This window comes from Streptomyces sp. 7N604, assembly GCF_052245475.1.
GTDB lineage: Bacteria > Actinomycetota > Actinomycetes > Streptomycetales > Streptomycetaceae > Streptomyces.
This window is the reverse complement of record NZ_JBQQBX010000012.1, coordinates 1-24,062: the sequence shown is the minus strand read 5'-3', so window position 1 is coordinate 24,062 and position 24,062 is coordinate 1. Positions and strand designations below refer to the sequence as shown.

Sequence of the window (24,062 nt, the reverse complement as noted above, 5' to 3'; positions counted from 1 at the left end):
AGCGGGTCAGCGCCGGGTGGGTGGGGCCGTCGGCGTCTCCCACGCGCGTGCATAACGGCGGGCGTCCGGGCCCTTCGGGTCTCGGCTGCGGTACACCACGTACGGCCGGACCAGGTAGCCCAGCGGTGCGCTGAACACGTGCACCAGGCGTGTGTACGGCCAGATCGCCAGCAGGCCGAGCACCACGAGGTTATGCACCTGGAAGCTGACCGGAATGCCCTCCATCAGGTGCGGCTGCGGGTTCAGCGAGAACAGGCTGCGGAACCACGGTGAGACGGTGGCGCGATAGTCGTAGCCGCCACCGATGAGGTTGCTGCCGACCGTGTTCAGCATCCCGGTCGCGATGGCGGCGGTCAGCAGCGCATACATGACCTTGTCGTTGGTCGTGGTTGCCTTGCGCACGGCGGGCACGGTGATTCGGCGGTAGAGCAGAATCGCCAGGCCCGCGACCGTGGCCAGCCCGGACAGCGTGCCGGCCGACACCGAGAGCACGTGGTACGCCCCCTCCGAGACGCCGGCGAACTCCGTCCAGCTCGCCGGGATCAGGATGCCGAGCACATGCCCGCCGATCACCGCCAGCAGCCCGAAGTGGAACAGCGGGCTGCCCAGCTGCAGCAGCCTGCTCTCGTAGAGCTGGGAGGACCGCGTGGTCCAGCCGAACTGATCGTGCCGGTAGCGCCAGACGTGCCCGAGCACGAAGGAGGTGAGTGCCACGTACGGTGCGGCGAGCCACAGCAAGGTGATCACCGGCGTCCTCCGATCCCGGGCTGCGTCGTCGGCTCCATCGCCAACGGATCCATCGCGAACGGCTCCAGACCGACCTCTTCCTCGGGCGGACCCTGTGCGGCCAGTTCGGCGATCCGTCGCCGGTCGGCCGTGCCAAGGTCGGGCAGGGTCGCGGACACCGCGTCGAGCACATGCGTATACGGCGACCCGCCCTCCACCAGGGACAACCGGAGCAGTTCCACGACGGGTCGGTACTCGACGAGCAGGCGGCGTCCTGATGCGGGGTCGACGGTCGCGGCGAACTCCAGCACCACAGCGAGATGATCCGGGAGTTCGTGGTCGCCCAGCGTGACGCCGGCCGCCTTGTAGGCGTGCTTGAACCGCAACAGTGCCATGCCACGCTTACGGGTGTCCCCGTAGGCGTAGTAGGTCAGATGCAGGCAGCTGCGACGGCGCAGGTCGAAGGTCTCCACATAGTGTGCGGCCAGGTCCATCGGCGACATCCGGCGAGCGTCGTCCACGAACGAGACCAAGGCGGGTCCCGCCGGCGCGGGCACGGAACCGGCCGCCGCCGTCATCTCCTCCAGCAGGTCCAGCGTCTGCCCGGTCGGATAGTCCAGCAGCAGCGCTGCGATCCGCCAGACGATCCGCCGCTGCTGTTCGGACAGGTGCTCGGCCGACGTGGTCCCGGGCCCTCGCTTGCCCAGCCGGAGCGGGCTCATCGGGCGCCCTCCGCCGCCGGCGTCTGCTCGGGGTCGTGAGGGCCGGAGCCGTTCGGTTCCTGTTGGGGGGCGGGGAACAGGCCGTCGGTGCGCTTGCCGTCCCAGTTCAGCAGGTTGATGCGGGTCCCCTTGTCCTCGGGCGCCGCACCGTTGGTGTCGGTGGGGGTGTCCGTGAGGTGGAACTTCTCCGCCATCGCGTCGAACGCGGTCATGCCCGGCCCGCCGTCGCCGTCCAGACTGCACCCCGTGGCGATCGCGTCCAGCCGGTGCGCGTCCGCCCCCGCACCGCTCGGGATCACGTACCGCTCCTCGTACTTGGCGATGGCCAGCAGCCGGTACATGGCCTCGACCTCGTCCGGCGTGAGCCGCACCGACTCGGCGGTCTCCGGAGTGCTCGGCTCGCCGAGGTTGATCCGGCGCATGTGCGAACGCATCGCGGCGAGGCGCTGCAGCGCGGCACGGACCGGCCCGACGTCGCCCGCGGTGAACAGCTCCGCCAGGTACTCCACCGGGATGCGCAGCGCGTCGATCGCGCCGAAGAGGTTGCTCGCGTCCTCGCCGTCGTGTCCGGTCTCGGCGAGCACGTCCACCACGGGCGACAGCGGCGGCACGTACCAGACCATCGGCATCGTGCGGTACTCCGGGTGCAGCGGGAGCGCGACCTGATAGTCGACGATCAACCGGTAGACGGGTGAGTTCTGCGCCGCCTCGATCCACTCGCTGGAGATGCCTGCCCGCTCGGCCTCGGCGATCACCCGCGGGTCGTGCGGGTTGAGGAACACGCCCAACTGGGCCGGGTAGAGGTCCTTGTCGTCCTCGACCGATGCCGCTTCCAGCACCGCGTCGGCGTCGTAGAGCACTACGCCGATGTAGCGCAGCCGCCCGACGCAGGTCTCCGAGCAGACGGTCGGGATGCCGACCTCGACGCGCGGATAGCAGAACGTGCACTTCTCGGCCTTGCCGGTCTTGTGGTTGAAGTAGATCTTCTTGTACGGGCAGCCGGTGACGCACTGCCGCCAGCCGCGGCAGCGGTCCTGGTCGACCAGGACGATGCCGTCCTCACTGCGCTTGTAGATCGCGCCGGACGGGCAGGACGCCGCGCAGGACGGGTTGAGACAGTGCTCGCAGATCCGCGGCAGGTAGAACATGAACGTCTGCTCGAACTCGAGCTTCACCTGCTCGGACACCTTGGTCAGCAGCGGATCCCGGCCGATCTGCTCAGGACCGCCGCCCAGGTCGTCGTCCCAGTTGGCTCCCCAGGTGACCTTGGTGTCCTCGCCGGTGATCAGCGACTTGGGCCGGGCCACCGGCGTGGTGTCCGACGGCGGCGCGGACAGCAGGTTCTCGTAGTCGTACGTCCACGGTTCGTAGTAGTCCGACACCGCCGGGAGGTCCGGGTTGGCGAAGATGTTCAGCAGCCGCCTCAGCCGGGATCCGGTGCGCAGCCGGAGCTTGCCGCGCTTGGACAGCTCCCAGCCGCCGCGCCACTTGTCCTGGTCCTCGTACTGGCGCGGATAGCCCTGACCCGGCCGGGTCTCCACGTTGTTGAACCAGACGTACTCGACACCGCCGCGGTTGGTCCATGCCTGCTTGCAGGTGACGCTGCAGGTGTGGCAGCCGATGCACTTGTCCAGGTTCATCACCATGGCGAGTTGTGCCATGACCCTCATCAGTACCGCACCTCCTGGCCCCGCCGCCGGATCGTCGTGACCTCATCGCGCTGATTGCCGGTCGGGCCGTGGTAGTTGATCGCGAAGGACTGCTGGGCATAGCCGCCGATCAGGTGCGACGGCTTGATCATCAAGCGGGTGAGGGCGTTGTGGATGCCGCCGCGTTTGCCGGTCTTCTCGGTGCGCGGCACGTCGACCGCACGGTCCTGGGCGTGGTACATGAACACCGTTCCCTCGGGCATCCGGTGGCTCACGATGGCCCGCGCGACCACGACCCCGTTGCGGTTGACCGCCTCGATCCAGTCGTTGTCCTTGACGCCGATCTTCGCCGCGTCCACATCGGACATCCAGATCGCCTGCCCGCCCCGGGACAGCGTCAGCATGTGGAGGTTGTCCTGGTACGCGGAGTGGATCGACCATTTCGAGTGCGGAGTGAGGTATCGGACGGTCACCCCGGCCTCGCCGGTCGCGCCGACGGCGGGTTCGGCGAACAGCGCGGTCATGTCCAGCGGCGGCCGGAAGACGGGCAGTTGCTCACCGAGTTCGAACATCCAGTCATGGTCGAGGAAGAAGTGCTGCCGGCCGGTCAAGGTGTGCCACGGCTTGAGCCGTTCGGTGTTGATGGTGAACGGGGCGTAGCGCCGGCCGCCGGTCTCGCTGCCGGACCACTCCGGTGACGTGATCACCGGCACCGGGCGGGACTGGGTGTCGGCGAAGGTGATCCGCTTGCCCTCGTTCTCGGCCGCGAGGTCGGCCAGCTTGGTGCCGGTACGCCGCTCGAGGGCGTGGAAGCCCTCGGTGGCGAGCCTGCCGTTGGTGGTGCCGGACAGCGCCAGGACGGCCTCGGCCGCCTGGGTGTCCTTGGCCAGCTTCGGCCTGCCTGCGGCGACTCCGGATGAGACGACACCGTTGACGCCCTTGAGGTGCTCGACCTCCGCGTCCGGGTGCACCGTCACGCCCTTGGTGGTCAGGCCGAGTTTTTCGACCAGCGGGCCGAGCGCGGCCATCTTCTCGGCCAGAGCCGGGTAGTCACGTTCGACCACGACCAGCCGGGGCATCGTCCTGCCCGGTATCGGCTCGCACTCGCCCGCCTTCCAGTCCAGCACGCGGCCGCCCGGCTGCGCGGTGGCGTCGGCGGTGTCATGCGTCAGCGGTACCGCGACGATGTCCTTGCGCGTGCCGAGGTGCTTCTCGGCGAGCCAGGAGAAGCCACGCGCGATCCGGTGGAAGGCCTCGAAATCGGTCTTGGCCTCCCACGGTGGCGATATCGCCGGGGAGAACGCGTGCACGTACGGGTGCATGTCCGTGCTGGACAGGTCGTGCTTCTCGTACCAGGTGGCCGCGGGCAGCACCACATCGGAGAACAACGTGGTGCTGGTCATCCGGAAGTCCAGCGACAGCAGCAGGTCCAGCTTGCCGACCGGTGCCTCCTCCCGCCAGGTGACCTCCTCGGGGCGGACTCCTTCGCGGTCGGTCGCCTGCAGGTTGGAATCGGTGCCGAGCAGATGGCGCAGGAAGTACTCGTTGCCCTTGGCGGAGGAGCCGAGCAGGTTGGCTCGCCATACGGTGAGCACGCGAGGGTGGTTCTCCGGCGCGTCCGGATCCTCGCAGGCGAAGCGCAGGTGTCCGGTCTTCAGGCCGTCCACGACGTGCTGCGCTCCGTCCTTGCCCAGCCGCTCCGCTTCGTCGGCCAGGTCGAGCGGATTGCGGTTGAACGTCGGGTAACTCGGCATCCAGCCCAGCCGGCTGGCCAGCGCGATGTTGTCCGCCGCCGTCCGTCCCGCGAAGCGCCCTGTGGCCAGCGGCGATGCCATCGCCTGCGAGGTGAACGGGTCGTAGCGCCACTGGTCCGTGGCCAGGTACCAGTACACCGTGCCCTGCATCTGGCGCGGTGGTCGCTGCCAGTCAAGACCGAAGGCGAGCGTCGCCCACCCCGTGATCGGCCGGCACTTCTCCTGGCCGACATAGTGGGCCCAGCCGCCGCCGTTGACTCCCTGGCAGCCGGTGAGCATCGTGAGCGCCAGGAACGAGCGGTAGATCTGGTCGGAGTGGAACCAGTGGTTGGTGCCCGCCCCCATGAGGATCATCGAACGGCCGCCGGAGCGCTCGGCGTTGTCGGCGAACTCGCGGGCGATCCGCTCGGCGGCCTTCGCGGGCACACCGGTGATCGGCTCCTGCCAGGCGGGCGTGTACGGCTGTGACGCGTCGTCGTAGTCGGCAGGCCAGTCGCCGGGAAGCCCCGGCCGGTGCACGCCGTACTGGGCCAGCAGCAGGTCGAACACCGTGGTCACCCGGTGCCCGCCGACCATCCGCGTGGGCACGCCGCGGTGCAGCACGCCCGCCTCGGCGGCGTCGACACGGTCGAACCGGGGCAGCTTGACGGTCACGTTGTCGGGGTCGCCGCTGTGCAGCGACAACATGGGGTCGACCTCTCCGAGATCCAGATTCCATTGGCCCTGCCCGGAATCGGTGAACCGGTGACCGAGCGATCCACCGGGGACCACGGGGTCGCCGCCCGCGTCCAGCAGCACCGTCTTGAACTCGGCGCCTTCGCCGGTCTCGCCCAGGTCGGCGGCGGTGAGGAACTTGCCGGGAACGTAGCCGTCACCGTGTTCGGCGAGGCTGACCAGGAAGGGCAGGTCGGTGTAGCGCCTGACGTAGTCGGTGAACCGCGGTGTCGTCTTGTCGACGAAGAACTCCTTGAGGATCACATGCCCCATGGACATGGCCAGCGCCGCGTCGGTGCCGGGCCGCGCAGGCAGCCACTCGTCGGCGAACTTGGTGTTGTCCGCGTAGTCCGGGGAGACCACCACGACCTTCTGGCCCCGGTAGCGCGCCTCGGTCATGTAGTGCGCGTCGGGGGTGCGGGTCACCGGGACGTTGGAACCCCACATGATCAAATAGCCCGCGTCGAACCAGTCGGCGGACTCCGGAACGTCGGTCTGGTCACCGAACACCTGCGGTGAGGCCACCGGCAGGTCGGCGTACCAGTCGTAGAACGACAGCATCGAGCCGCCGATCAGCGAGATGAACCGGGCGCCCGCCGCGTGACTCACCATCGACATCGCGGGTATGGGCGAGAACCCTGCGATACGGTCCGGCCCGTGCTGCTTGATCGTGTGCACGTGCGCGGCGGCGACGATCTCGGCCGCCTCCCACCACTCCGCCCGCACGAACCCCCCTTTTCCGCGTGCGGACTTGTACCTGCGGGCCTTCTCCGGGTCGTCGACGATGTCGGCCCAGGCCAGCACCGGATCCTCGAGCCGCTGCTTGGCTTCGCGGTAGAGCTCGAGCAGCGTCGAGCGCACATAGGGGTACCGGACTCGTGCGGGTGAGTAGGTGTACCAGGAGAACGACGCGCCCCGCGGACAACCGCGGGGCTCGTACTCGGGCTTGTCGGGGCCGATCGACGGGTAGTCGGTCTGCTGCGCCTCCCAGGTGATGATCCCGTCCTTGACGTAGACCTTCCACGAGCAGGAACCGGTGCAGTTCACCCCATGGGTCGACCGCACGACCTTGTCGTAGGCCCAGCGGTCCCGATAGAACACGTCCGCGGACCTGCCGCCGATCTTGTGCACCGTCCGGAGGTCACCCGAGGTCTCGCCACGCTGAAAATGCGTCCCGATGCGGAGTAGAGAATCTTCGAAATCGGTGGCCGACTTGGTCCCTTGTACGCTGGGGATACCATTCGAGGATTCGGACACAAGTCCACCTCTCCTGTATTCTTGAATGGGCATACGCTCTGGGAGCCGCAGACTTACCGTAGGTGGCGTGTTAATGCCCTACAAGACCGCGCGCTACGAATCTGAGCATGCGCACGTGATGGCAACGGCCGCGGTGCGATCGCCGTAACGCCATGTTTACACTGCCGGCTCCTGCAAGCCTCGCCACGTGACCTGTTTTCCGTGAGGGCGGGCATCGATCGGAGCCGCCCGAGCCGCCGCGCACGTCGCTGTTCAGCAGGGATGACGTTCTGTTGGACACGCTGGCACCGGTGTATTCGCCGACGATTCCACCGAATCCGTCAAGGCGATGACCGCCCCGTCCGAGGCGGTTGAATGCAATGCAGAGAAGCCGACCGCTGCCCCCGGTCGGCCAATTCACCAGCGATCTCCGGCCGCCCCAGGCAGGTTTTCTTCGGCTATGCCCGTGGTTTCTGATTTTGCAACAGGCGGCCACCGGTGGTGTCCAGGACGGCACGCGGATGCCGCTCGCGCATAACGCGCTTCCTGGACTACCCACCGACTGGCGTGCTCGCCCCGGACTCTAGGCGAGCTCGACGATGAGGTCGCCGCCTTCCACCTGCTGGATCGCATTGATGGCAACCCGTGCCACGCTTCCGCCCTTCGGGGCCGTGATGGTCGCTTCCATCTTCATCGCCTCAATGGTGGCCACGGTGGCACCGGCCTCAACCGTGTCGCCCTCGGCGACAGCCAGCGTCACCACGCCGGCGAACGGCGCAGCGACATGACCGGAGTTGGCCTTGTCGGCCTTCTCCGTCGCCGGCACATCGGACGCCACCGAGGTGTCCCGTACCTGGATCGGCCGCAGTTGACCGTTCAACGTGGACATCACGGTGCGAATGCCACGTACATCGGCCTCGCCGATGGCCTCCAGCTCGATGAGCAGCCGGACGCCGGGCTCAAGGTCCACCGCGTACTCCTTCCCCGGGCGCAGCCCGTAGAAGAAGTCCTTGCTCTCCAGCACGCTGGTGTCGCCGTAGGCCTGACGGTGCGTCTCGAAGTCCTTGGTCGGCCCGGGGAAGAGCAGCCGGTTCAGCGTCGCCCGCCGGTCCTTGTCCAGCCCTTCACGGTCCTCGGTGGACAGCTCCTGCGTCGGCTTGGCGTCGGCCCGGCCTTCCAGCGCCTTGCTGCGGAACGGCTCCGGCCATCCGCCCGGCGGGCTGCCCAGCTCACCGCGCAGGAACCCGATGACCGAGTCGGGAAGATCGAACTTGTTCGGCTCGCTCTCGAAGTCCTCCGGCGACACCCCCGCCCCGACCAGGTGCAGCGCGAGGTCGCCGACCACCTTCGACGACGGCGTGACCTTCACCAGGTGGCCGAGGATCTTGTCGGCGGCTGCGTACATCGCCTCGATCTCCTCGAAGCGGTCACCGAGGCCGAGTGCGATGGCCTGCGTGCGCAGATTGGAGAGCTGCCCGCCGGGGATCTCGTGGTGGTACACGCGCCCGGTCGGCGAGGCGAGGCCCGCCTCGAACGGCGCATAGATCTTGCGCACGCTCTCCCAGTACGGCTCCAGATCACCGACCGCCTGGAGGTCCAGCCCGGTCGGCCGGTCGGAGTGGTCGGTGGCGGCCACGATCGCTGACAGCGACGGCTGCGAGGTGGTGCCCGCCATGGAGGCCACAGCGCCGTCCACGGCGTCCGCACCGGCCTGGATGGCCGCGAGATAGGTGGCGAGCTGGCCGCCCGCGGTGTCGTGGGTGTGGATGTGCACCGGCAGGTCGAATTCCCTGCGCAGCGCGGATACGAGCTTCGCCGCGGCCGGGGCGCGCAGCAGCCCTGCCATGTCCTTGATCGCCAGCACGTGTGCGCCCGCGGACACGATCTCCTCGGCCAGCCCGAGGTAGTAGTCCAGGGTGTAGAGCGTCTCCGACGGGTCCGACAGGTCGGAGGTGTAGCACAGCGCGACCTCGGCGATCGCGGATCCGGTCTCCCGCACGGCCTCGATGGCGGGCCGCATCTGCTCTACGTCGTTGAGTGCGTCGAAGATCCGGAAGATGTCGATGCCGGTGGCGGTGGCCTCCTGTACGAAGGCGCCTGTCACCTCGGTCGGGTAGGGCGTGTAGCCCACGGTGTTGCGGCCGCGCAGCAGCATCTGCAGGCAGATGTTCGGCACCGCTTCGCGCAGCGCGGCGAGGCGCTCCCAGGGATCCTCGGCAAGGAAGCGCAGCGCGACGTCGTACGTGGCGCCGCCCCAGGATTCCAGCGACAACAGCTGCGGCACGGTCTGCGCCACCACCGGGGCCACCGCGAGCAGGTCCTTCGTCCGGACCCGGGTGGCGAGCAGCGACTGATGCGCGTCCCGGAAGGTGGTGTCGGTGACGCCGATCGTCGGCGACTGGCGCAGCCACCGCGCGAATCCGTCCGGACCGAGCTCGGTGAGCTTCTGCTTGGAGCCGGCGGGCGGCTGGGCGTCGGGAAGCCGCGGCAGCTTGGTGGCCGGATCGATCAACTGGGGCCGCTCGCCATGGGGCTTGTTCACCGTGACATCGGCGAGGTAGGTGAGCAGCTTCGTGCCGCGGTCGGCGGAGTGACGTGCGGTCAGCAGGTGCGGCCGTTGCTCGATGAACGACGTGGTGACCTTCCCGGCCCGGAATTCCGGATCGTCCAGCACAGCCTGCAGGAACGGGATGTTCGTCGATACGCCGCGGATCCGGAACTCGGCCACCGCGCGCCGGGCGCGGCCGATCGCGGTGGTGAAGTCCCGGCCCCGGCAGGTCAGCTTGACCAGCATCGAGTCGAAGTGTGCGCTGATCTCCGTCCCGGCGTGGGCGGTTCCGCCGTCGAGGCGGATACCCGAGCCGCCCGGCGAGCGGTAGGCGCTGATCTTGCCGATGTCCGGGCGGAACCCGTTGGCCGGGTCCTCGGTGGTGATCCGGCACTGCAGCGCGGCACCGCGCAGGTAGACGGTGTCCTGCGTCAGCCCGAGCTGAGCAAGTGTCTCACCACTGGCGATCCGCAGCTGCGCCTGTACGAGATCGACGTCGGTGACCTCCTCGGTCACCGTGTGTTCGACCTGGATGCGCGGGTTCATTTCGATGAACACGTGCCGGCCGTCCCGATCGAGCAGGAACTCCACCGTGCCCGCGTTGCGGTAACCGATGTGCCGGGCGAAGTTCACGGCGTCGTTGCAGATCCGCTCGCGCAGCTCCGGGTCGAGGTTGGGCGCGGGCGCGAGCTCGATCACCTTCTGATGGCGCCGCTGCACCGAGCAGTCACGCTCGAACAGGTGGAGGACGTTGCCCTCGGCGTCGGCGAGGATCTGCACCTCGATGTGCCGGGGGTCGACGACGGCCTTCTCCAGGAAGACTGTCGGGTCACCGAACGCGGACTCGGCCTCACGCGCCGCCGCCTCGATGGACTCGCGCAGCGTCCTGGGGTCCTCCACCCGCCGCATGCCGCGCCCGCCACCACCGGCGACGGCCTTGACGAAGACGGGGAAGCCGATCTCCTCCGCGGCCCGGATCAGCTCGTCGACGTCGGTGGAGGGCTGCGACGAACCGAGCACCGGTACGCCGGCCGCGCGGGCGGCCGCCACCGCGCGAGCCTTGTTTCCGGTGAGCTCGAGGGTCTCCGCGCTCGGGCCGACGAACGTGATGTCCGCCTCCTCGCACGCGCGCGCAAGGTCGGGGTTCTCGGACAGGAAGCCGTACCCGGGGTAGACCGCGTCCGCACCGGCCATGCGCGCCGCGCGGACGATCTCCTCCACGGAGAGGTAGGCGCGCACCGGGTGCCCCGGTTCACCGATCTCGTACGCCTCGTCGGCCTTCAGCCGGTGCAACGAGTTGCGATCTTCATGCGGGAACACCGCGACCGTTCTCGCGCCCAGCTCATAGCCGGCGCGGAACGCGCGGATGGCGATCTCACCACGGTTGGCGACCAGCACCTTGCGGAACATGCCCGATCCCTTCTGCGTGCACGGTACGAACACCGCCTCCTCGGCGACGCTAGCGCTGTGTGGCGCAAAGTCGGCGCCCGGGTGGTCCAGCTCACAGGGTGGGAGCCCTCGGTGGTGTCCGGTAAGAGCCGAAGGCTCCCCTCAGTCGGTCGTGTGCATGAAATCATGCGATGTCGATCACGCCCACAGCGGTGGCACCAGTCCAGGGGCTCGAGTGGTGGGGCAGCGACGGTGGCCGGTGTCGAGCCGGTCGCCGTGGAGGAGGGGATTTCGTTGGGTATGCGGCTGGTGTGGGGAGCCACTGCGGCGGTCGTGGGTGCAATCGCGGCGCGCGCAGCGGCTGCCAGGATTGAGCGTCACCCCGATCCCATTCCTTACGCGCGGCTCCGCCGTGAGCCCGAGGGCGAGGAGGTGTTCCTGTCTCGCCCGGACGGGACGGTCCTGCGCGCCATCGTCGCGGGTGAGGGACCACCGGTGGTGCTTGCACACGGTTACGGCGCCTCGCTCCTGGAGTGGAATCTGGTGCAGGACGCCTTAGTGGCGCGCGGCCATCGTGTCATCGCCTTCGACCAGCGCGGTCATGAGCGTTCGACGCTCGGCTCGGACGGCGCCGGCTCCGGCCCCATGGCGCAGGACTACGTGGCGGTATTGGAGCACTTCGACGTACGGGGCGGGGTCCTGGTGGGGCACTCCATGGGCGGGTTTCTCGCCATCCGTGCACTGCTTGACCACCCCGGCGCCGCCTCTCGCCTCCGCGGTCTGGTGCTGTTCGCAACCTGGGCGGGCCGAATCTACGACGGAGCGCCGCACAACCGGCTGCAGATCCCCTTGCTGAAGGCCGGCATACTCCAGCGGTTGGCACGTACCCGCACCGGCGGAACACTCTTCGGGTCCGTTCAGTGCGGCAAACGCCCCTCGCCGGCGATGATCGAGGTGTTTCTCGACGTGTTCCTGCGTCAGAACCACCCGCCCCTCCTGCCGGTCGTGCGGAGTTTCGCCCGCGAGGACCGCTACCCGCGGTTGAAGGACATCACGGTTCCCACTGTCGTCATGGTCGGCTCGGCAGACCGCACCACACCGCGTAGTCACTCCCGGCGCCTGGCCGCAGGGATACCGGGTGCGCGGCTGATCACCGTGCCGGACGCCGGGCACATGCTCAACTGGGAAAGCCCCCATACCCTCGTAGAGGCCGTCGTCTCCTTGCATGAGTCCGATTGAGCCGGAGCGGAACGGATTGATTATGGCCGAGAGCAGGGGTGTGGTCCGCCCACCGATGCGGCTTAGGTGAAGGGGCCAGGTAGCCAGGTCGGTCGAGGGGGGACGGGTGTACGACTACATCATCGTGGGTGCCGGGTCGGCGGGGTGCGTGCTGGCAGCCCGACTCACCGAGGACGCGAGCACGCGCGTCCTGCTCATCGAGGCCGGGCCGGAGGACGATGCGCAGGAAATCCACATTCCGGCCGCGTTCAGCAAGCTCTTCCAGACGAAGTACGACTGGAGTTACCTCAGCGACTGCGAACCAGGGCTGGACGGCCGCCGCCGCTATCTGCCGCGGGGCCGGATGCTCGGCGGCTCATCATCGATGAACGCGATGATCTACATACGCGGCAACCGCCGTGACTACGACGCTTGGGCAGCGGCCGGCGCCGACGGGTGGAGCTGGCAGGACGTCCTGCCGTACTTCCTGCGTGCCGAGGACTTCTCGGGCGCTCCGTCGCCGTGGCACTCCACCGGCGGACCTCTCACGGTCAGCGAGGGCCGTTCCCGGCATCCGTTGATGGCCGCCTACGTGGCGGCCGCCCAGGAGGCCGGCCACCCCTACACCACCGACTTCAACGGTCCGGAACAGGACGGCGTCGGCTACTACCACCTCACTCAGCGTGACGGTCTGCGCTGCAGCGCGGCTGTCGCCTATCTGCGGCCGGCCCTGTCCCGGCCGAACCTCGAGGTGCTCACCGGCACCCAGTGCACCCGTGTCCTGTTCGACGGCGACCGCGCGACCGGCGTCGAGGTGGACGGGAACGGCGAACTGCTGCGACTGCACGCCGAACGGGAAGTGGTGCTGTCGGCCGGTGCGTACAACTCCCCGCACCTGCTCATGCTGTCAGGCATAGGTGTGGCCGGTGAACTGGCGGCCCACGGCATCACGCCCCGCGTCGACCTCCCGGTGGGGGCAAACCTGCAGGACCATCCGCATGTCGGCCTGTGCTACCTGACCGACACCGAGTCGTTGATGTCCGCCGAGACACCCGACAACGTGCGCCTGCTGGAGACCGAGGGCCGCGGCCCGCTCACCTCGAACGTCGGCGAGGCCGGCGGATTTCACCGCACCCGCGAGGGGTTGGACGCCCCCGACATCCAGGTGCATGCCGCCCCGGTGATGTTCCATGAGGAAGGCATCAGCCCCGTCACCGACCATGCCTTCATGTTCGGCGCGGTCCTGCTCGCCCCCACGAGCCGGGGCAAAGTCTCCCTGCGGTCCGCTGTGCCCAGCGCCAAGCCGCATATCCTGCACAACTACCTGACCACCGAGGACGATCGCGCCACGATGATCCGGGCGCTCAGGGTGCTCCTCGACATCGCCGACCAGCCCAGCCTGCGCAAGCATCGCCGAGCCGATTTCCGCGTACCCCGCTCTACAGACGACACCGGCCTGCTCGACTACGCCCGGCGCGAGTTGCAGACCCTCTACCACCCGGTGGGCACCTGCTCCATCGGCCCCGTCGTGGATTCCCGGCTCAGGGTGCACGGCGTGCACGGCCTGCGGGTGGCCGACGCCTCGGTCATGCCCACCGTGGTACGAGGCAACACCAACGCCCCCACGATCATGATCGCGGAAAAGGCCGCGGACATGATCCGCGACCTCCCGTCACCGGCCTGACGCTACGCGGCGGCCTTGGGCCCTCACTGCATGGACCTGCCCGCACGGTCGGGGCCCAAGCGGATACCTGCAGGTCAGGCATGCTTGATGGAGGAACACCTGATCCGTTCCTGTTGTTGTCGCATGAGAGGCGTTCACCGTCGACCGCCCCCAAGATCGATATGCCTCCAATTTACTGGGGAGTAATATGTCCCCTTCCCGCGCGGCGTGGATCGCACTCGCCGGCACGCTCACCCTCGTACTTGCCGGCTGCTTCTCCGGTGGTGGCGACGAGGGAGCCGGAAGAATGGCCACCCGGGGCTCAGCATCCACCGCGACTGCGCCCACGGAGACGCCCACAACCCCCTCGCCGAACAGCCCCTCACCGGCTCCGCAGACGACCTCGACGAAGCCGACTCCGCGTGAGACCAGCACGCGGACCCAGACCGCCTCGCTGACGATCCCGTCGATCGGCCTCAAGGACCTGCACGTCGTGCCGTACGAGGGCACGACTGACGACTGGCCGGGTACGCGGATCCAGAACCGCGGCGTGGCCGCCAGCCCGTACGGGGACCATGGCGGTGTCGGCCCCGGCGAGATCGGCAACTACATCGTGACAGCCCACCGCCTCTCCGCTGGTGGGCCCCTGCGCAACCTCCCCTCCCTCGACCGGGGCGACTCGGTCCTCGTCACGTCGGGTGGCATGATCTACGAATACGAGATCACCCAGACTCGGAAGACCTCCTTCCGCTCCGAGAACTCGCTCACCGAGCAGCGGGCGGCGGTCCCTGGTTCCCCGGGCGAGCGGGCCACGGAATCCATGATCACAATCTCCACCTGCGCCACTCCGGAGGACGACGCGGCCGGAAACTTCTGGCGCGACGACAGGGGCAACCCCGAGCACCGCATCGACAAAGTCGGCGTGCTGGCCTCGGCGCGGAAGGCTCCCGGTAATCCGGCTTCGCCCTGAGAGGTCGATGACGCGGCCGCCTCTTCACGCAGCTGCGCGCACCTCCTCGGCGGCGCGCTTGTCGAGGGCCACCCGCACCAGGCCGGCCGCCAGCCGGGGCAGGTCGTCCTCCTTCACGAGTCGCGCCAGGGCCTTCGGGGTTTTCGGCAGGCCGACACGTTCCGCCCCCTGCAGCGCCTTGCTGTCGATGTACGGCGCGAACTCCGGCCAGATTCCCTGAACCTCCCGGAGGAAGATGTCGACCCCTGAGGGCCCGATGCCCGGGAAGTCCCGCAGCAGCTTCCTGGGGTCTCCGGCCTGGCGAAGTCGCCGTAGATCGCCCCTGTACTCCCGCCTCAGCACCTCGGCCGCATCACCGAGCTGGGTTGCGGTGCGCTCGTCGTAGCGGCGGTAGCCGCCCTCGCCGAGCGCGTCGACGCGTTGCTGCCAGCTCGCCTCCGCCATCCGTCGCGCGTCCCGCATCCCCGCGTCGAAGAGCGCACGGGCCGCCGCCACCGCAATGTCTGCCTTGATCCGCGCGGACAGCAGATGGGAGAGCACGAGGAGCTGGTACAGGGAACCGGGACTGTCCCGCAGCTTGATACCGGCCTCGGACGCGTAGGTCCGTCCGTACTGGTCGAGCAGAACCCGTGCCACGGCACCACTCTTCTTGCCCATGGCGCTCACCTGCCTGCCTGGTACGTCTCCCTGGATGGGCCTTAGGGCGCGGGTGCCCGGCATCGGCGGACGCAATCGACCATTTGTCCCTTTGCGCACGGCGGTCACCGCGCATGACCGGCCGGCCACCATTAGGCTTGCAGAGGTGACGTGGCCGGTCATCTTCGTGGTGGAACACGACCCGCGCTCGTTTCGTGTGCTGCTCGCCGACCTCACGCGACGGTTCGGCAGGGCATTCGCGGTGAAGGGCGCGGGCTCGCCGGAAGCGGCGCTCACCGCGATGCAGGAACTCGCGCGGGCCGAAGAACCCGTCGCACTGCTGCTCGTGGACGACGACTCCGTCGACGTTCTCACACGGACACATGAGCTGTATCCGCAGGCCAAGCGTGTGCTGCTCGTGGATCGCGACTACTCGTCGACGAGTCCGGCGGTCCAGGCGATCGCACTCGGCCGCGCCGACTATCACCTTGTGCGGCCATGGGCGGACGACGAGATGATGTACCGCACCGTGAGCACGTTCCTCTCGTCGTGGACGAAGGAGCAGGAGCCGAACTTCGAGCTGTTCCGCATCATCGCCCAGGAGGGCGACAGCCGTGTGCTGCAGCTGCGCGATGTGATGACGCGCTTCAGCATGCCGTTCGGGTTCTATCCGGTGGAGCGGGAGGCCGGACGGCGTCTGCTGCGCGAGGCCGGGCTCGACGCGTCGCGGCTGCCGGTGGTGATTCGCCATGACGGCCACGTGTTCGTCGATCCGCACCTGCCCGACCTCGCCCGTGCGATCGGGGTCAGCGTCACGAACGACGTGGACGTCTGCGACGTCGCCATCGTCGGCGCCGGACCGGCCGGCCTGACGGCGGCCGTGTACGCCGCGTCCGAAGGGCTCGACACGGTGCTGCTCGAACGAGCCGTCTCCGGTGGGCAGGCCGGGACGAGCCCGCTGATCAGAAACTATCCCGGGTTTCCCCATGGCATCGCCGGCGGCGACCTCATGGGGCAGACCTGCGAGCAAGCGTGGCTGATGGGCGCGCACATCGTCTTCGCGCAACAAGCGGTCGGGCTCGAACGCCGCGGTGACCGCCAAGTGGTCCACCTGCTGGACGGCTCCGACGTCAGCGCACCCGCGGTCGTGATTGCGACCGGTATCGACTGGCGACGCCTCGGTGTGCCGCGGCTGGAGGCCCTCGTCGGCTCCGGGGTGTTCTACGGCGCGGCCGTGAGCGAGAGCCGGGCCATGCAAGACCAGGACGTCTTCGTCGTCGGCGCCGGAAACTCGGCCGGGCAGGCCGCCACGCATCTGGCCAGGCACGCTCGCACAGTCACCTTGGTCGTCCGGGGCGAAAGCCTTGCGAAGTCCGCATCGGCCTACCTTGTACGTGCCGTCGAGGCGACGCCGAACATCATCGTCCGCTATCGGACGGAGGTGGTCGACGGTGGTGGCGAGGGGCGCCTCGAGTACCTGACGCTTGCGGATCGTACGGCAGGCGCGGTCGAGCGGGTACCGGCGACTGCGCTGTTCATCATGATCGGCGGTGAACCGCACACGCAGTGGCTCCCGGACGGCATCGCGCGCGATGATCAGGGCTACCTTCTGACGGGACGCGGGATTCGCGAGGAGTCCGCAGCGCACGGGCACCATGGTCGTGCCCCCCTCCCCCTGGAGACGAGCATGCCCGGCGTGTTCGCCGCGGGAGACGTACGGAAGGGCTCGATCAAACGCGTCGCCTCGGCGGTGGGCGAGGGAGCCACGGCCGTTCGTCTCGTGCACGAGTACCTGGGCAGCTGAGCCGATGCGGATTCGGTACTCACTGGGCCACACCGGCGTCTTCCGCTGAGGCCGCCGCGTCGCCCGCGCCCCCGTGCTCGCCACCGCGGCCGACGGTGCGCGACCGGGGCGCCGGCCACAGGCGCTGCAGCAGCGGGCCGGTCATCATCGTGGTGATCACGGCCATGGCCACCATCACGGTGAAGAGGCGGCCGTCGATGACGCCGAGGCCGAGGCCCACATTGAGCAGGACCAGTTCGGTGAGCCCGCGCGCGTTCAGCAGCACACCGAGGGTGATGGACAGCCGGGGGGTGGCCCCGGTGAGCCGGGCGGCGGCCGCGGCACCGACGAACTTGCCCGCGCAGGCCACGACGAGCACGGCGAGCAGCATGACCAGGCCCTGTCCGCCGAGGCCCTGGAAGTCGACCGACAGCCCGGTGACGGTGAAGAAGACCGGGAGCAGCAGCAGGCTCGACTGCTCGATGCGAGCGGGCACTTCCGGAGCGCAGTCGTCGATCTGCCGGCGCGGTACGACGGCGCCGAAGATGAAGGCGCCGAACACGGTGTGCAGCCCCATCGCGTCGGTGGCCCAGGCCGACAGCAGCAGGCCGCTGAAGACCACCCCGTGGACCAGCGTGCTGTCCCGGTTCCAGCGCCGTCCGGGCGCCAGCAGCCAGCGCAGCCCAGGCCGGACCACGTACAGCATGCCGAGGACGAAGAGGGCGGACAGCAGTGCCATCCGGGCGAGCGGCCAGGGGCCGGTGGCGTTCACCACCACGACCACGACGGCGAGAATGCCCCACGCCAGCAGGTCCTGCAGGGCGGCACAGGCGAGCGCCATGGTGCCGATGCGCTCCCGGGCCAGGCCGTGGTCGGACAGGATGCGGGCAAGCACCGGAAAGGCCGTGATGGACATGGCCGCGCCCAAGAACAGCGCCGGGCCGAGCAGCCCGGTCCCCTCCTGCCCGGTGAGGCCCCAGGACGCGAACACGACGGCCAGGCCCGTGCCCAGGGCGAACGGCAGGGCGACGGAGCTGAGCGAGACCGACAGCACCTGACGTCCCCGGCCGCGCAGATGCGCGACGTCGAGGTGATACCCCACCCCGAACATAAAGAGGACAAGGCCCAGTTGGGCCAGCAGCTGAAGAAAGGGGCGAGCCTCGTCCGGGAACAGGACCGCGGTCGGATTCCCGGGGAGCAGACCCAGCAGGCTGGGACCCAGCATCAGGCCCGCGGCGATTTCCCCCAGCACCGCCGGCTGCCGCAGCCGCTGGGCGATCCGGCCGCAGATGAAGGCCGCGGGCACGACCACGGCGAGGCCGACCAGCACGTCACGGATGGTCCCTTCCAGCGCGCTGCTGCTCATGACCATGCCCCCTCCGCACCACCGGTTCACTCCAGTCTTGGGGAGCCAACGGCGAGACAGAAATGTGCACTTGGACATCTGGACGCAGGGTTCTGCCGACCGGCGTAGGCGGTGCCCCGGACCGCCGTACGGGTAGGCATCCACCGCGACCTGCCCTGAACAGCCGAGAGCCCGGCACCGCGGCGGGGGGAACACCGCGGTGCCGGGCAACTCGGTCAGACCGTCCGCAGCGCCTCCGTGGGCTGCATCCGGGCCGCCCGGAGGGCGGGCAGCAGCCCGGCGATGGCGCCGATGGCCACGGCCGCACCGAGTCCGCCCGCCCAGGCGAGCACCGGGACGACGGTCTCCCAGCCCTTGACGCCGGCGTAGACGAACGTCGCCAGCGTGCCCAGCGCCACCCCGACCGCGCCGCCGAGCATGGCGAGCAGAATCGCCTCGGAGAGGAACTGCAGCCGGATGGTGCCCCGGGTGGCGCCGAGCGCCCGCCGCAGGCCGATCTCCGAGCGGCGTTCGAGCACGGAGATGACCATGGTGTTGGCGACGCCGATGCCCCCGACGAGCAGGGCCACCGCCCCCAGCCCGAGGAACAGGCCGTCAAGCGCCGACTGCGCGGCGGCCCGGGCCTCGAGCGCGGCCGACGGCTGGGTGACACTGACCTCGCTGGGGTTCTGCGGGTTGGCCGTGGCGGCCAGCACATTGCGGACGTCCTTGACCTGGTCGGTGTCCGACCGCACGTACACCGTGGAGGGGTGGCCGTCGAAGTCCAGGTACTTCTCCGCGGCCGGATAGCCCACCAGCACCGCCGAGTCGATCTCCGGCGTCAGCTTCGCGGGCTTGAGGACCCCGGACACGTAGAACCACTGGCCGCCGACCCAGATGCGCATGTCCGAGTGAATCCGGGAGATGCCCAGCCGGCTCGCGGCGTCCCAGCCGAGGACGGCGACCGGCTGCTGCGCGGTGGCAGCGTTGAGGTATCTGCCCTGGGCCATCGAGGTGCGCACCGCGGCCGGGAGGCGCAGGCTGGCGGCGTTCACCGTGAGGGAGTTGGTGTTGAGGCTCGGGATGTGCGGGCTGCGGTAGGCCTCGGCGTCGGTCTTGCCGGTGCTCTGCACCGCCTCGACCGGGCCGACCCGGGAGATCATGCCCGGCGCCTCGATGGGGAGCTTCGCGTCCCCCCCGCCCAGCGACTGGCCCGGAGTGACCTTCAGCAGGTTGGTGCCCAGCTTGTCGATCTCGGCGAGCAGCCCGGCCTGCGACGAGGCCGACAGCCCGAGCACCGCCACCATCGCGGCGACGCCGATGGCGATGCCCAGCGCCGACAGGGCGGCCCGCATCCGCCGGGTACGCAGCCCGACGCTGGCGGTCCGGGCCAGATCGGCGGGGTGGAGCCGGACGGGGGCGGTGGCCGTGGTGGTCATGGCAGCCGCCTTTCGGTGTTCAGGGGGTCCTCCGCTGACATGACGTCCGCGACGATGCGGCCGTCGAGGACCTCGATCCGGCGCGGCAGCCGGGCGGCCAGCTCCCGGTCGTGGGTGATCATGACGATGGTGGTGCCCTCGGCGTTGAGTTCCGTGAACAGCTTGAAGATCGCGGCGCCGGCGACGCTGTCGAGGTTGCCGGTGGGCTCGTCGGCCAGCACGATCGCCGGGTCGCCGACCAGGGCCCGGGCGATCGCGACCCGCTGCCGCTCGCCGCCCGACAGCTGCGGCGGCCGGTGGTGGATCCGGTGGCTGAGGCCGACCCGGTCCAGGGCCCCGGCGGCCGCCGACAGCCGGGCCGGGCGCCGGACGCCGGAGTACAGCATCCCGTCGGCGACGTTCTCCAGCGCGGTGGCATGCTCGGCCAGGAAGAACTGCTGGAAGACGAAGCCGATCCGGGTGGCGCGCAGCCAGGCCAGCGCCCGGTCGGACATCGTGGCGACGTCCTCCCCCACGATCCGTACCGTCCCGGAAGTCGGCCGGTCCAGGGTGCCCATCACCTGCAGGAGGGTCGTCTTGCCGGAGCCGGACGGGCCCACGATCGCCACCAGGTCGCCCCGGTGAATGGTGAAGCCGGCCCCGTCCAGCGCCACGACCGAGGACACGCCCGGGTAGACCTTGGTCACGTCCTCCAGCTGCAGGACCGTCTCGCCGGTGCCCTGGACGCCGACCGGCCGCGTCTCGGTCTCCACGCCGGTCATGAGGCGGGCACCACGATCTTCTGGCCGACCGCGAGCCCGGGGCCGCTGACCTCGACCTTGCCCTCGCTGTCGTCGAAGAGCCCGGTCCGCACCGGGATCAGCTTGTGCTTGCCGCTGCTGCCGACGACCTCGACGGCGTAACCGCCGCCGGCGAGCGCCAGCAGCGCGTTCACCGGCACCGACAGCACGTCCTTCACCGTGTCGGAGACGATGGCGACCTGGACGGGCGCCTGGTCGAGCCCGCCGGTCACCTTCGGGTCCTTCGGCTTGATCCGGACCTCGATGGTGGTCTTGTCCTCGACCTGCTTCGCCACCTTCCCCACCGACGACACCTCACCCGGGGTCGTCTTGCCGTTGGGGAGCGTGATGGTCACCTTGTCGCCGACCGCCACCCCGGTCTGCTGGCTGGCGTTGAGCTCGACGGTGACCTGCCGCTTGGTCGAGGAGACCTGCAGGACGTTCTGCCCCTGTCCTGCCGGGCCGCCGCGCACGGCGTCGGACTTGGTGACCCGGACCTCCTCGGCGGGCAGGAACACGGCCTGCCCGAGGGGCAGTTCACCCGAGTCGTCCAGGCCGACGTCCTCCTGCAGCTCCTTGAGGGCGTTGAGGGTCTGCGTGCCGAAGTAGTCCGAGTCGGGGTCGATCTCCTTCTTGGTGGCGTACTCGAGGGTGACGAGCGCGGCGTTGAGCTGCCGCACGTCGGGGCCCTCGGTGCCGTAGGACAGATCGCGATACACCGGCTCGGCGGCTCCCTGGAGCAGCACCACCGGCTTGCCGTCCACGCGGTAGAGCACGTCGCCCTGGCTGATCACGTCGCCCACGCCGGGCAGCTTGGTGATGGTGCCCTTGGCGTTGTTGACGACGTCGTACGAACCCGCGTAGCCGAGCGTCCCGTTCTGCAGGGTGCGGGCCGACAGGGTGCCCTGGGTGACCTTCGCCAGCCCGGTGGGGACGGTGGTCTTGGCCGACGTCTCCTTCGCGGGCTTCTTGAACGGGTCGGTCACGACGACCCCCGCGCCGGCCGCGACCACGATCGCTACGACAACCAGCGCGGTCAGCCCGCGCCGCTTGCGCCGCTCCGGTGGCGGCGGCGCGCTCTGGCGGTCCGGGGTGCTCACTTCCTCGTCCTCCGTCGGTAACCGGGTTGCACTCACGCCGGACCCCCGCCGGGCTTGTTGGGCTCCATGTTGCGCAGGGACTCGGGCTGGTACTTCTCGCAGGCCTCCTCCGCCTTCTTGAACTGCGGCGTGTTGGGGTCGACCTCAAGCTTGAAGCCGCCGCTGTCGTCCGGGTCCGGGAAGCTCGGCACGCCGTTCTCCCGCATGCACTTGGCGTACTTGAGCTTGTCCTCGGTCGGCCACACATCGCCCGGACCGCCGCCGCCCTCCTGCGGGGGCGGAGCCGGCATGTACTGCTTGCAGGCCTTCTCGGCCTTCTTGAACTCCGGCGACTGCGGGTCGATCCCGCCGCCCATGCCCTCGCCGGGCTTCGGGTCCTTGAAGTCGGGCAGGCCGTTGTCTCGCATGCACTGCGCGAATTTCAGCCCGTCGCCCTGCCCGCCGGCCTCCGGCTTCTTGGACTTCGAGTCATTCCCGGAGCCGACGCTGGCCACGCTGTTACCCGGGTCTTCGTTGCCGCCACAGGCGGTGACGAACAGGGCGACCCCCGTCATCAATACCAGTACGGCGTTGTGCCGCAGCTTCCTTTTTGATGCGGTAATGCCATCCGTCGGCCGCTCCGCGATAACCGCCATGCCACTGTCCCCATTCCTTCCGGATTTCCTGTACCCCTGTTCTACAGAGGCTGCGGTTTCGCCGAGGTTTCGCTGCCGCCGGGCATGCAGAAGCCCCGGTCCGCCGGACGGGTGGTCCGGCAGACCGGGGCAGGGGAGGCACCCCGCGGGGCTACGCCGGCGGCGGCGCCCCGGCGGGCAGGTGCCGCTGGCAGGCCTTGTGGGCGTCCTGGAATTCGGGCGACTCGACGTCGATCCCGGCCTCCTCAGGGGCGAAGCCGCTGCCCTTGGGGTCGGGGAAGTCGGGCACGCCGTTCTTCCGCATACAGTCGGCGTACTTCGTCAGATCGGGCATACCGCCGGGCGGCGGCGAGGCCCGGCGGCCTTCCGGCATCAGGTCCTCGCAGGCTTTCTCCGCCTTCTTGTACGCATCGCCCTTGACGTCTATCCCGCTGCTCGGGTCGAGCAGAATGGAGCCGTCCGCGGCGGGGTCGGGAAAGTCCGGCACGCCGTTCTCCCGCAGACATTCGATGAAGGCCATGCTTTTGGCCTTCTTGTCCCCAGCCCCGGCGCCTCCGGCGGCTTCCGGGGAATCATTGGAGCCGAACGCAAATCCCAATCCGGCCGCCACCATGGCAATCGCCAGGGCAGCCCCGAGCGAAGCGACCAGAATGCCAATTCTGCCCTGCCGGCGCTTGCCCCCGGGCGGCTCGCCCGCGGCCGCGTTCTCCTTCTCGTCCATTCCCTCTCCTATTTCTTCGTGAGCAGCTGTGCGGAAATGAGCCGGCCGATCGTTTCGAGGGGCTTTCCGGTGAGCATCCCGTCGTGATCGGAGGCGATCCGGACCGGTTCGACGTGCCCGTCCACATACGGCGCCCAGGTGTCCGGAGCCGTCTGCGCGGGAGCCGACGCGGGCCGGCCCTCCGTGGCGACGAAGAGCAGCAGGTCTCCGCGGAAGAGACCGGGGGTGTGGTGCTGGAGGAGTCGGTTGTTGTTCGCGTTGACCCTCTGGATCTCGGAGAGCATCCTGACCTGCCTGCGCTGCCCGGCGGCGGGCCCGCCGGCCGGCTCCGCCTCGTCGGCGCCGGGGTAGCCGTCGAGGCTGACGAGGAGGTCCACCGTCTCGCCCCGCTGCTGCAGCAGCGCCGCCATCGCATGGGCCACGGCGCCGCCGAACGACCAGCCGAGGAGGTGATAGGGCCCGGCGGGCTGCACGGTCCGGATCTGCGCGACGTAGTCCGCGGCCATCTCCTCGACCGTCTCCGGCAGCGGCTCGTCCGTGCCGAAGCCGCGGGCCTGCAGCGCGTAGACCGGACGGTCCGGCGGCAGGTGGTCCGGGAGGTCCGCGTAGCAGCGCCCCAGGCCGGTGCTCGGGTGGACGCAGAACAGGGGCGGCCGGTCGCCTTCCGTCCGGAGAGGCAACAGCAGACCGAGGCCGTCGGCGTCCGTACGGGCGTCGATGAGCCGGGCCACGCCGGCGACCGTCGGGGCGGTGAACAGGGCGCGGATGCTGACCTCGGCGCCGAGCTCCGACCGGATCCGGGCGATGAGCTTCATGGCGAGGATCGAGTCGCCGCCGAGGTCGAAGAACGACGCGTCGGCACCCATCTGTTCCAGGCCGAGCACGTCGGCGAAGAGCGCACAGAGGCGCTCTTCGGTGGGGGTGGCCGGACCGCGACCCTCTGCGGCCTCGGTGAAGTCGGGGGCGGGGAGGGCGGAGCGGTCGAGCTTTCCGTTCACCGTGATGGGGAGGGCGTCGAGGGTCATCACGGCGGCG

The 24,062-nt window shown here is 69.4% G+C and carries 17 protein-coding genes; 4 read left to right on the top strand and 13 right to left on the bottom strand.

Annotated elements, in window-relative coordinates; translation table 11 throughout:
* Positions 1 to 6: 6 nt before the first annotated feature.
* The 5 genes from narI to ACTWP8_RS14735 all read right to left on the bottom strand — a co-directional run bounded on the left by narI (position 7) and on the right by ACTWP8_RS14735 (position 10,759).
* Positions 7 to 747: a respiratory nitrate reductase subunit gamma gene (gene narI, locus ACTWP8_RS14755; protein ID WP_443316797.1), complete on the bottom strand. Its 741-nt coding sequence runs from the start codon at positions 745 to 747 to the stop codon at positions 7 to 9.
* Positions 744 to 1,448 (bottom strand): nitrate reductase molybdenum cofactor assembly chaperone, encoded by a 705-nt coding sequence (gene narJ, locus ACTWP8_RS14750; RefSeq protein ID WP_443322603.1) that lies wholly within the window; start codon positions 1,446 to 1,448, stop codon positions 744 to 746. Before narJ ends, narI begins: the two co-directional genes overlap by 4 nt.
* Positions 1,445 to 3,118 (bottom strand): nitrate reductase subunit beta, encoded by a 1,674-nt coding sequence (gene narH, locus ACTWP8_RS14745; protein ID WP_443322602.1) that lies wholly within the window; start codon positions 3,116 to 3,118, stop codon positions 1,445 to 1,447. Before narH ends, narJ begins: the two co-directional genes overlap by 4 nt.
* Positions 3,118 to 6,855 (bottom strand): nitrate reductase subunit alpha, encoded by a 3,738-nt coding sequence (locus tag ACTWP8_RS14740; protein ID WP_443322601.1) that lies wholly within the window; start codon positions 6,853 to 6,855, stop codon positions 3,118 to 3,120. Before ACTWP8_RS14740 ends, narH begins: the two co-directional genes overlap by 1 nt.
* Positions 6,856 to 7,384: 529 nt before the next feature.
* Positions 7,385 to 10,759 carry a pyruvate carboxylase gene (locus tag ACTWP8_RS14735; protein WP_443322600.1) on the bottom strand — a complete coding sequence of 1,125 codons (3,375 nt, stop codon included), beginning with the start codon at positions 10,757 to 10,759 and terminating at the stop codon, positions 7,385 to 7,387.
* A gap of 411 nt (positions 10,760 to 11,170) precedes the next feature.
* On the opposite strand from ACTWP8_RS14735, the gene ACTWP8_RS14730 reads away from it, so the two are divergent.
* From ACTWP8_RS14730 to ACTWP8_RS14720, 3 genes are all read left to right on the top strand, one after another.
* Positions 11,171 to 11,977 (top strand): alpha/beta fold hydrolase, encoded by an 807-nt coding sequence (locus tag ACTWP8_RS14730; RefSeq protein ID WP_443322599.1) that lies wholly within the window; start codon positions 11,171 to 11,173, stop codon positions 11,975 to 11,977.
* A 106-nt stretch (positions 11,978 to 12,083) separates the two neighbouring features.
* Positions 12,084 to 13,640: a GMC family oxidoreductase gene (locus ACTWP8_RS14725; RefSeq protein WP_443322598.1), complete on the top strand. Its 1,557-nt coding sequence runs from the start codon at positions 12,084 to 12,086 to the stop codon at positions 13,638 to 13,640.
* 187 nt (positions 13,641 to 13,827) lie between these two features.
* A complete protein-coding gene (locus ACTWP8_RS14720) occupies positions 13,828 to 14,589 on the top strand; it encodes a class E sortase (RefSeq protein ID WP_443322597.1) in 762 nt (253 codons plus the stop codon).
* 24 nt (positions 14,590 to 14,613) lie between these two features.
* Here the strand turns inward: ACTWP8_RS14720 and ACTWP8_RS14715 are convergent, their stop codons facing one another.
* Entirely contained in the window at positions 14,614 to 15,246 is a 633-nt protein-coding gene (locus ACTWP8_RS14715) for an endonuclease (protein WP_443322596.1), read from the bottom strand.
* Between the two features lie 145 nt (positions 15,247 to 15,391).
* Here ACTWP8_RS14715 and ACTWP8_RS14710 point away from each other — a divergent pair, with 145 nt between their 5' ends.
* On the top strand, positions 15,392 to 17,029 hold the full coding sequence (locus tag ACTWP8_RS14710; RefSeq protein WP_443322595.1) for an FAD-dependent oxidoreductase: 1,638 nt from the start codon (positions 15,392 to 15,394) through the stop codon (positions 17,027 to 17,029).
* A gap of 19 nt (positions 17,030 to 17,048) precedes the next feature.
* On the opposite strand, the gene ACTWP8_RS14705 is transcribed toward ACTWP8_RS14710, so the two are convergent.
* The 7 genes from ACTWP8_RS14705 to ACTWP8_RS14675 form a co-directional block, all read right to left on the bottom strand.
* Complete coding sequence (locus ACTWP8_RS14705) at positions 17,049 to 18,374, bottom strand: cation:proton antiporter (RefSeq protein WP_443322594.1); 1,326 nt, start codon at positions 18,372 to 18,374, stop codon at positions 17,049 to 17,051.
* A 215-nt stretch (positions 18,375 to 18,589) separates the two neighbouring features.
* A complete protein-coding gene (locus ACTWP8_RS14700; RefSeq protein ID WP_443322593.1) occupies positions 18,590 to 19,792 on the bottom strand; it encodes an ABC transporter permease in 1,203 nt (400 codons plus the stop codon).
* Positions 19,789 to 20,553 carry an ABC transporter ATP-binding protein gene (locus tag ACTWP8_RS14695; protein WP_443322592.1) on the bottom strand — a complete coding sequence of 255 codons (765 nt, stop codon included), beginning with the start codon at positions 20,551 to 20,553 and terminating at the stop codon, positions 19,789 to 19,791. Before ACTWP8_RS14695 ends, ACTWP8_RS14700 begins: the two co-directional genes overlap by 4 nt.
* The gene (locus tag ACTWP8_RS14690; protein ID WP_443322591.1) at positions 20,550 to 21,671 is read right to left on the bottom strand and encodes a peptidoglycan-binding protein; all 1,122 of its coding nucleotides are present in this window, start codon (positions 21,669 to 21,671) and stop codon (positions 20,550 to 20,552) included. The genes ACTWP8_RS14695 and ACTWP8_RS14690 overlap by 4 nt, the downstream gene beginning before the upstream one ends.
* A gap of 32 nt (positions 21,672 to 21,703) precedes the next feature.
* On the bottom strand, positions 21,704 to 22,306 hold the full coding sequence (locus ACTWP8_RS14685) for a hypothetical protein (protein WP_443322590.1): 603 nt from the start codon (positions 22,304 to 22,306) through the stop codon (positions 21,704 to 21,706).
* A 151-nt stretch (positions 22,307 to 22,457) separates the two neighbouring features.
* On the bottom strand, positions 22,458 to 23,027 hold the full coding sequence (locus tag ACTWP8_RS14680) for a hypothetical protein (RefSeq protein ID WP_443322589.1): 570 nt from the start codon (positions 23,025 to 23,027) through the stop codon (positions 22,458 to 22,460).
* A gap of 8 nt (positions 23,028 to 23,035) precedes the next feature.
* Positions 23,036 to 24,062 (bottom strand): alpha/beta fold hydrolase (locus ACTWP8_RS14675; protein WP_443322588.1); only part of this gene is annotated, 1,027 nt, incomplete at its 5' end.

Excerpts from the sequence above, each read along its gene's own strand:
- narJ (WP_443322603.1), bottom strand. The coding sequence starts at position 1,448 with ATGAGCCCGCTCCGGCTGGGCAAGCGAGGGCCCGGGACCACGTCGGCC.
- narH (WP_443322602.1), bottom strand. The coding sequence starts at position 3,118 with ATGAGGGTCATGGCACAACTCGCCATGGTGATGAACCTGGACAAGTGC.
- ACTWP8_RS14740 (WP_443322601.1), bottom strand. The coding sequence starts at position 6,855 with ATGCCCATTCAAGAATACAGGAGAGGTGGACTTGTGTCCGAATCCTCG.
- ACTWP8_RS14735 (WP_443322600.1), bottom strand. The coding sequence starts at position 10,759 with ATGTTCCGCAAGGTGCTGGTCGCCAACCGTGGTGAGATCGCCATCCGC.
- ACTWP8_RS14720 (WP_443322597.1), top strand. The coding sequence starts at position 13,828 with ATGTCCCCTTCCCGCGCGGCGTGGATCGCACTCGCCGGCACGCTCACC.
- ACTWP8_RS14715 (WP_443322596.1), bottom strand. The coding sequence starts at position 15,246 with ATGGGCAAGAAGAGTGGTGCCGTGGCACGGGTTCTGCTCGACCAGTAC.
- ACTWP8_RS14705 (WP_443322594.1), bottom strand. The coding sequence starts at position 18,374 with ATGAGCAGCAGCGCGCTGGAAGGGACCATCCGTGACGTGCTGGTCGGC.
- ACTWP8_RS14700 (WP_443322593.1), bottom strand. The coding sequence starts at position 19,792 with ATGACCACCACGGCCACCGCCCCCGTCCGGCTCCACCCCGCCGATCTG.
- ACTWP8_RS14695 (WP_443322592.1), bottom strand. The coding sequence starts at position 20,553 with ATGACCGGCGTGGAGACCGAGACGCGGCCGGTCGGCGTCCAGGGCACC.
- ACTWP8_RS14685 (WP_443322590.1), bottom strand. The coding sequence starts at position 22,306 with ATGGCGGTTATCGCGGAGCGGCCGACGGATGGCATTACCGCATCAAAA.
- ACTWP8_RS14680 (WP_443322589.1), bottom strand. The coding sequence starts at position 23,027 with ATGGACGAGAAGGAGAACGCGGCCGCGGGCGAGCCGCCCGGGGGCAAG.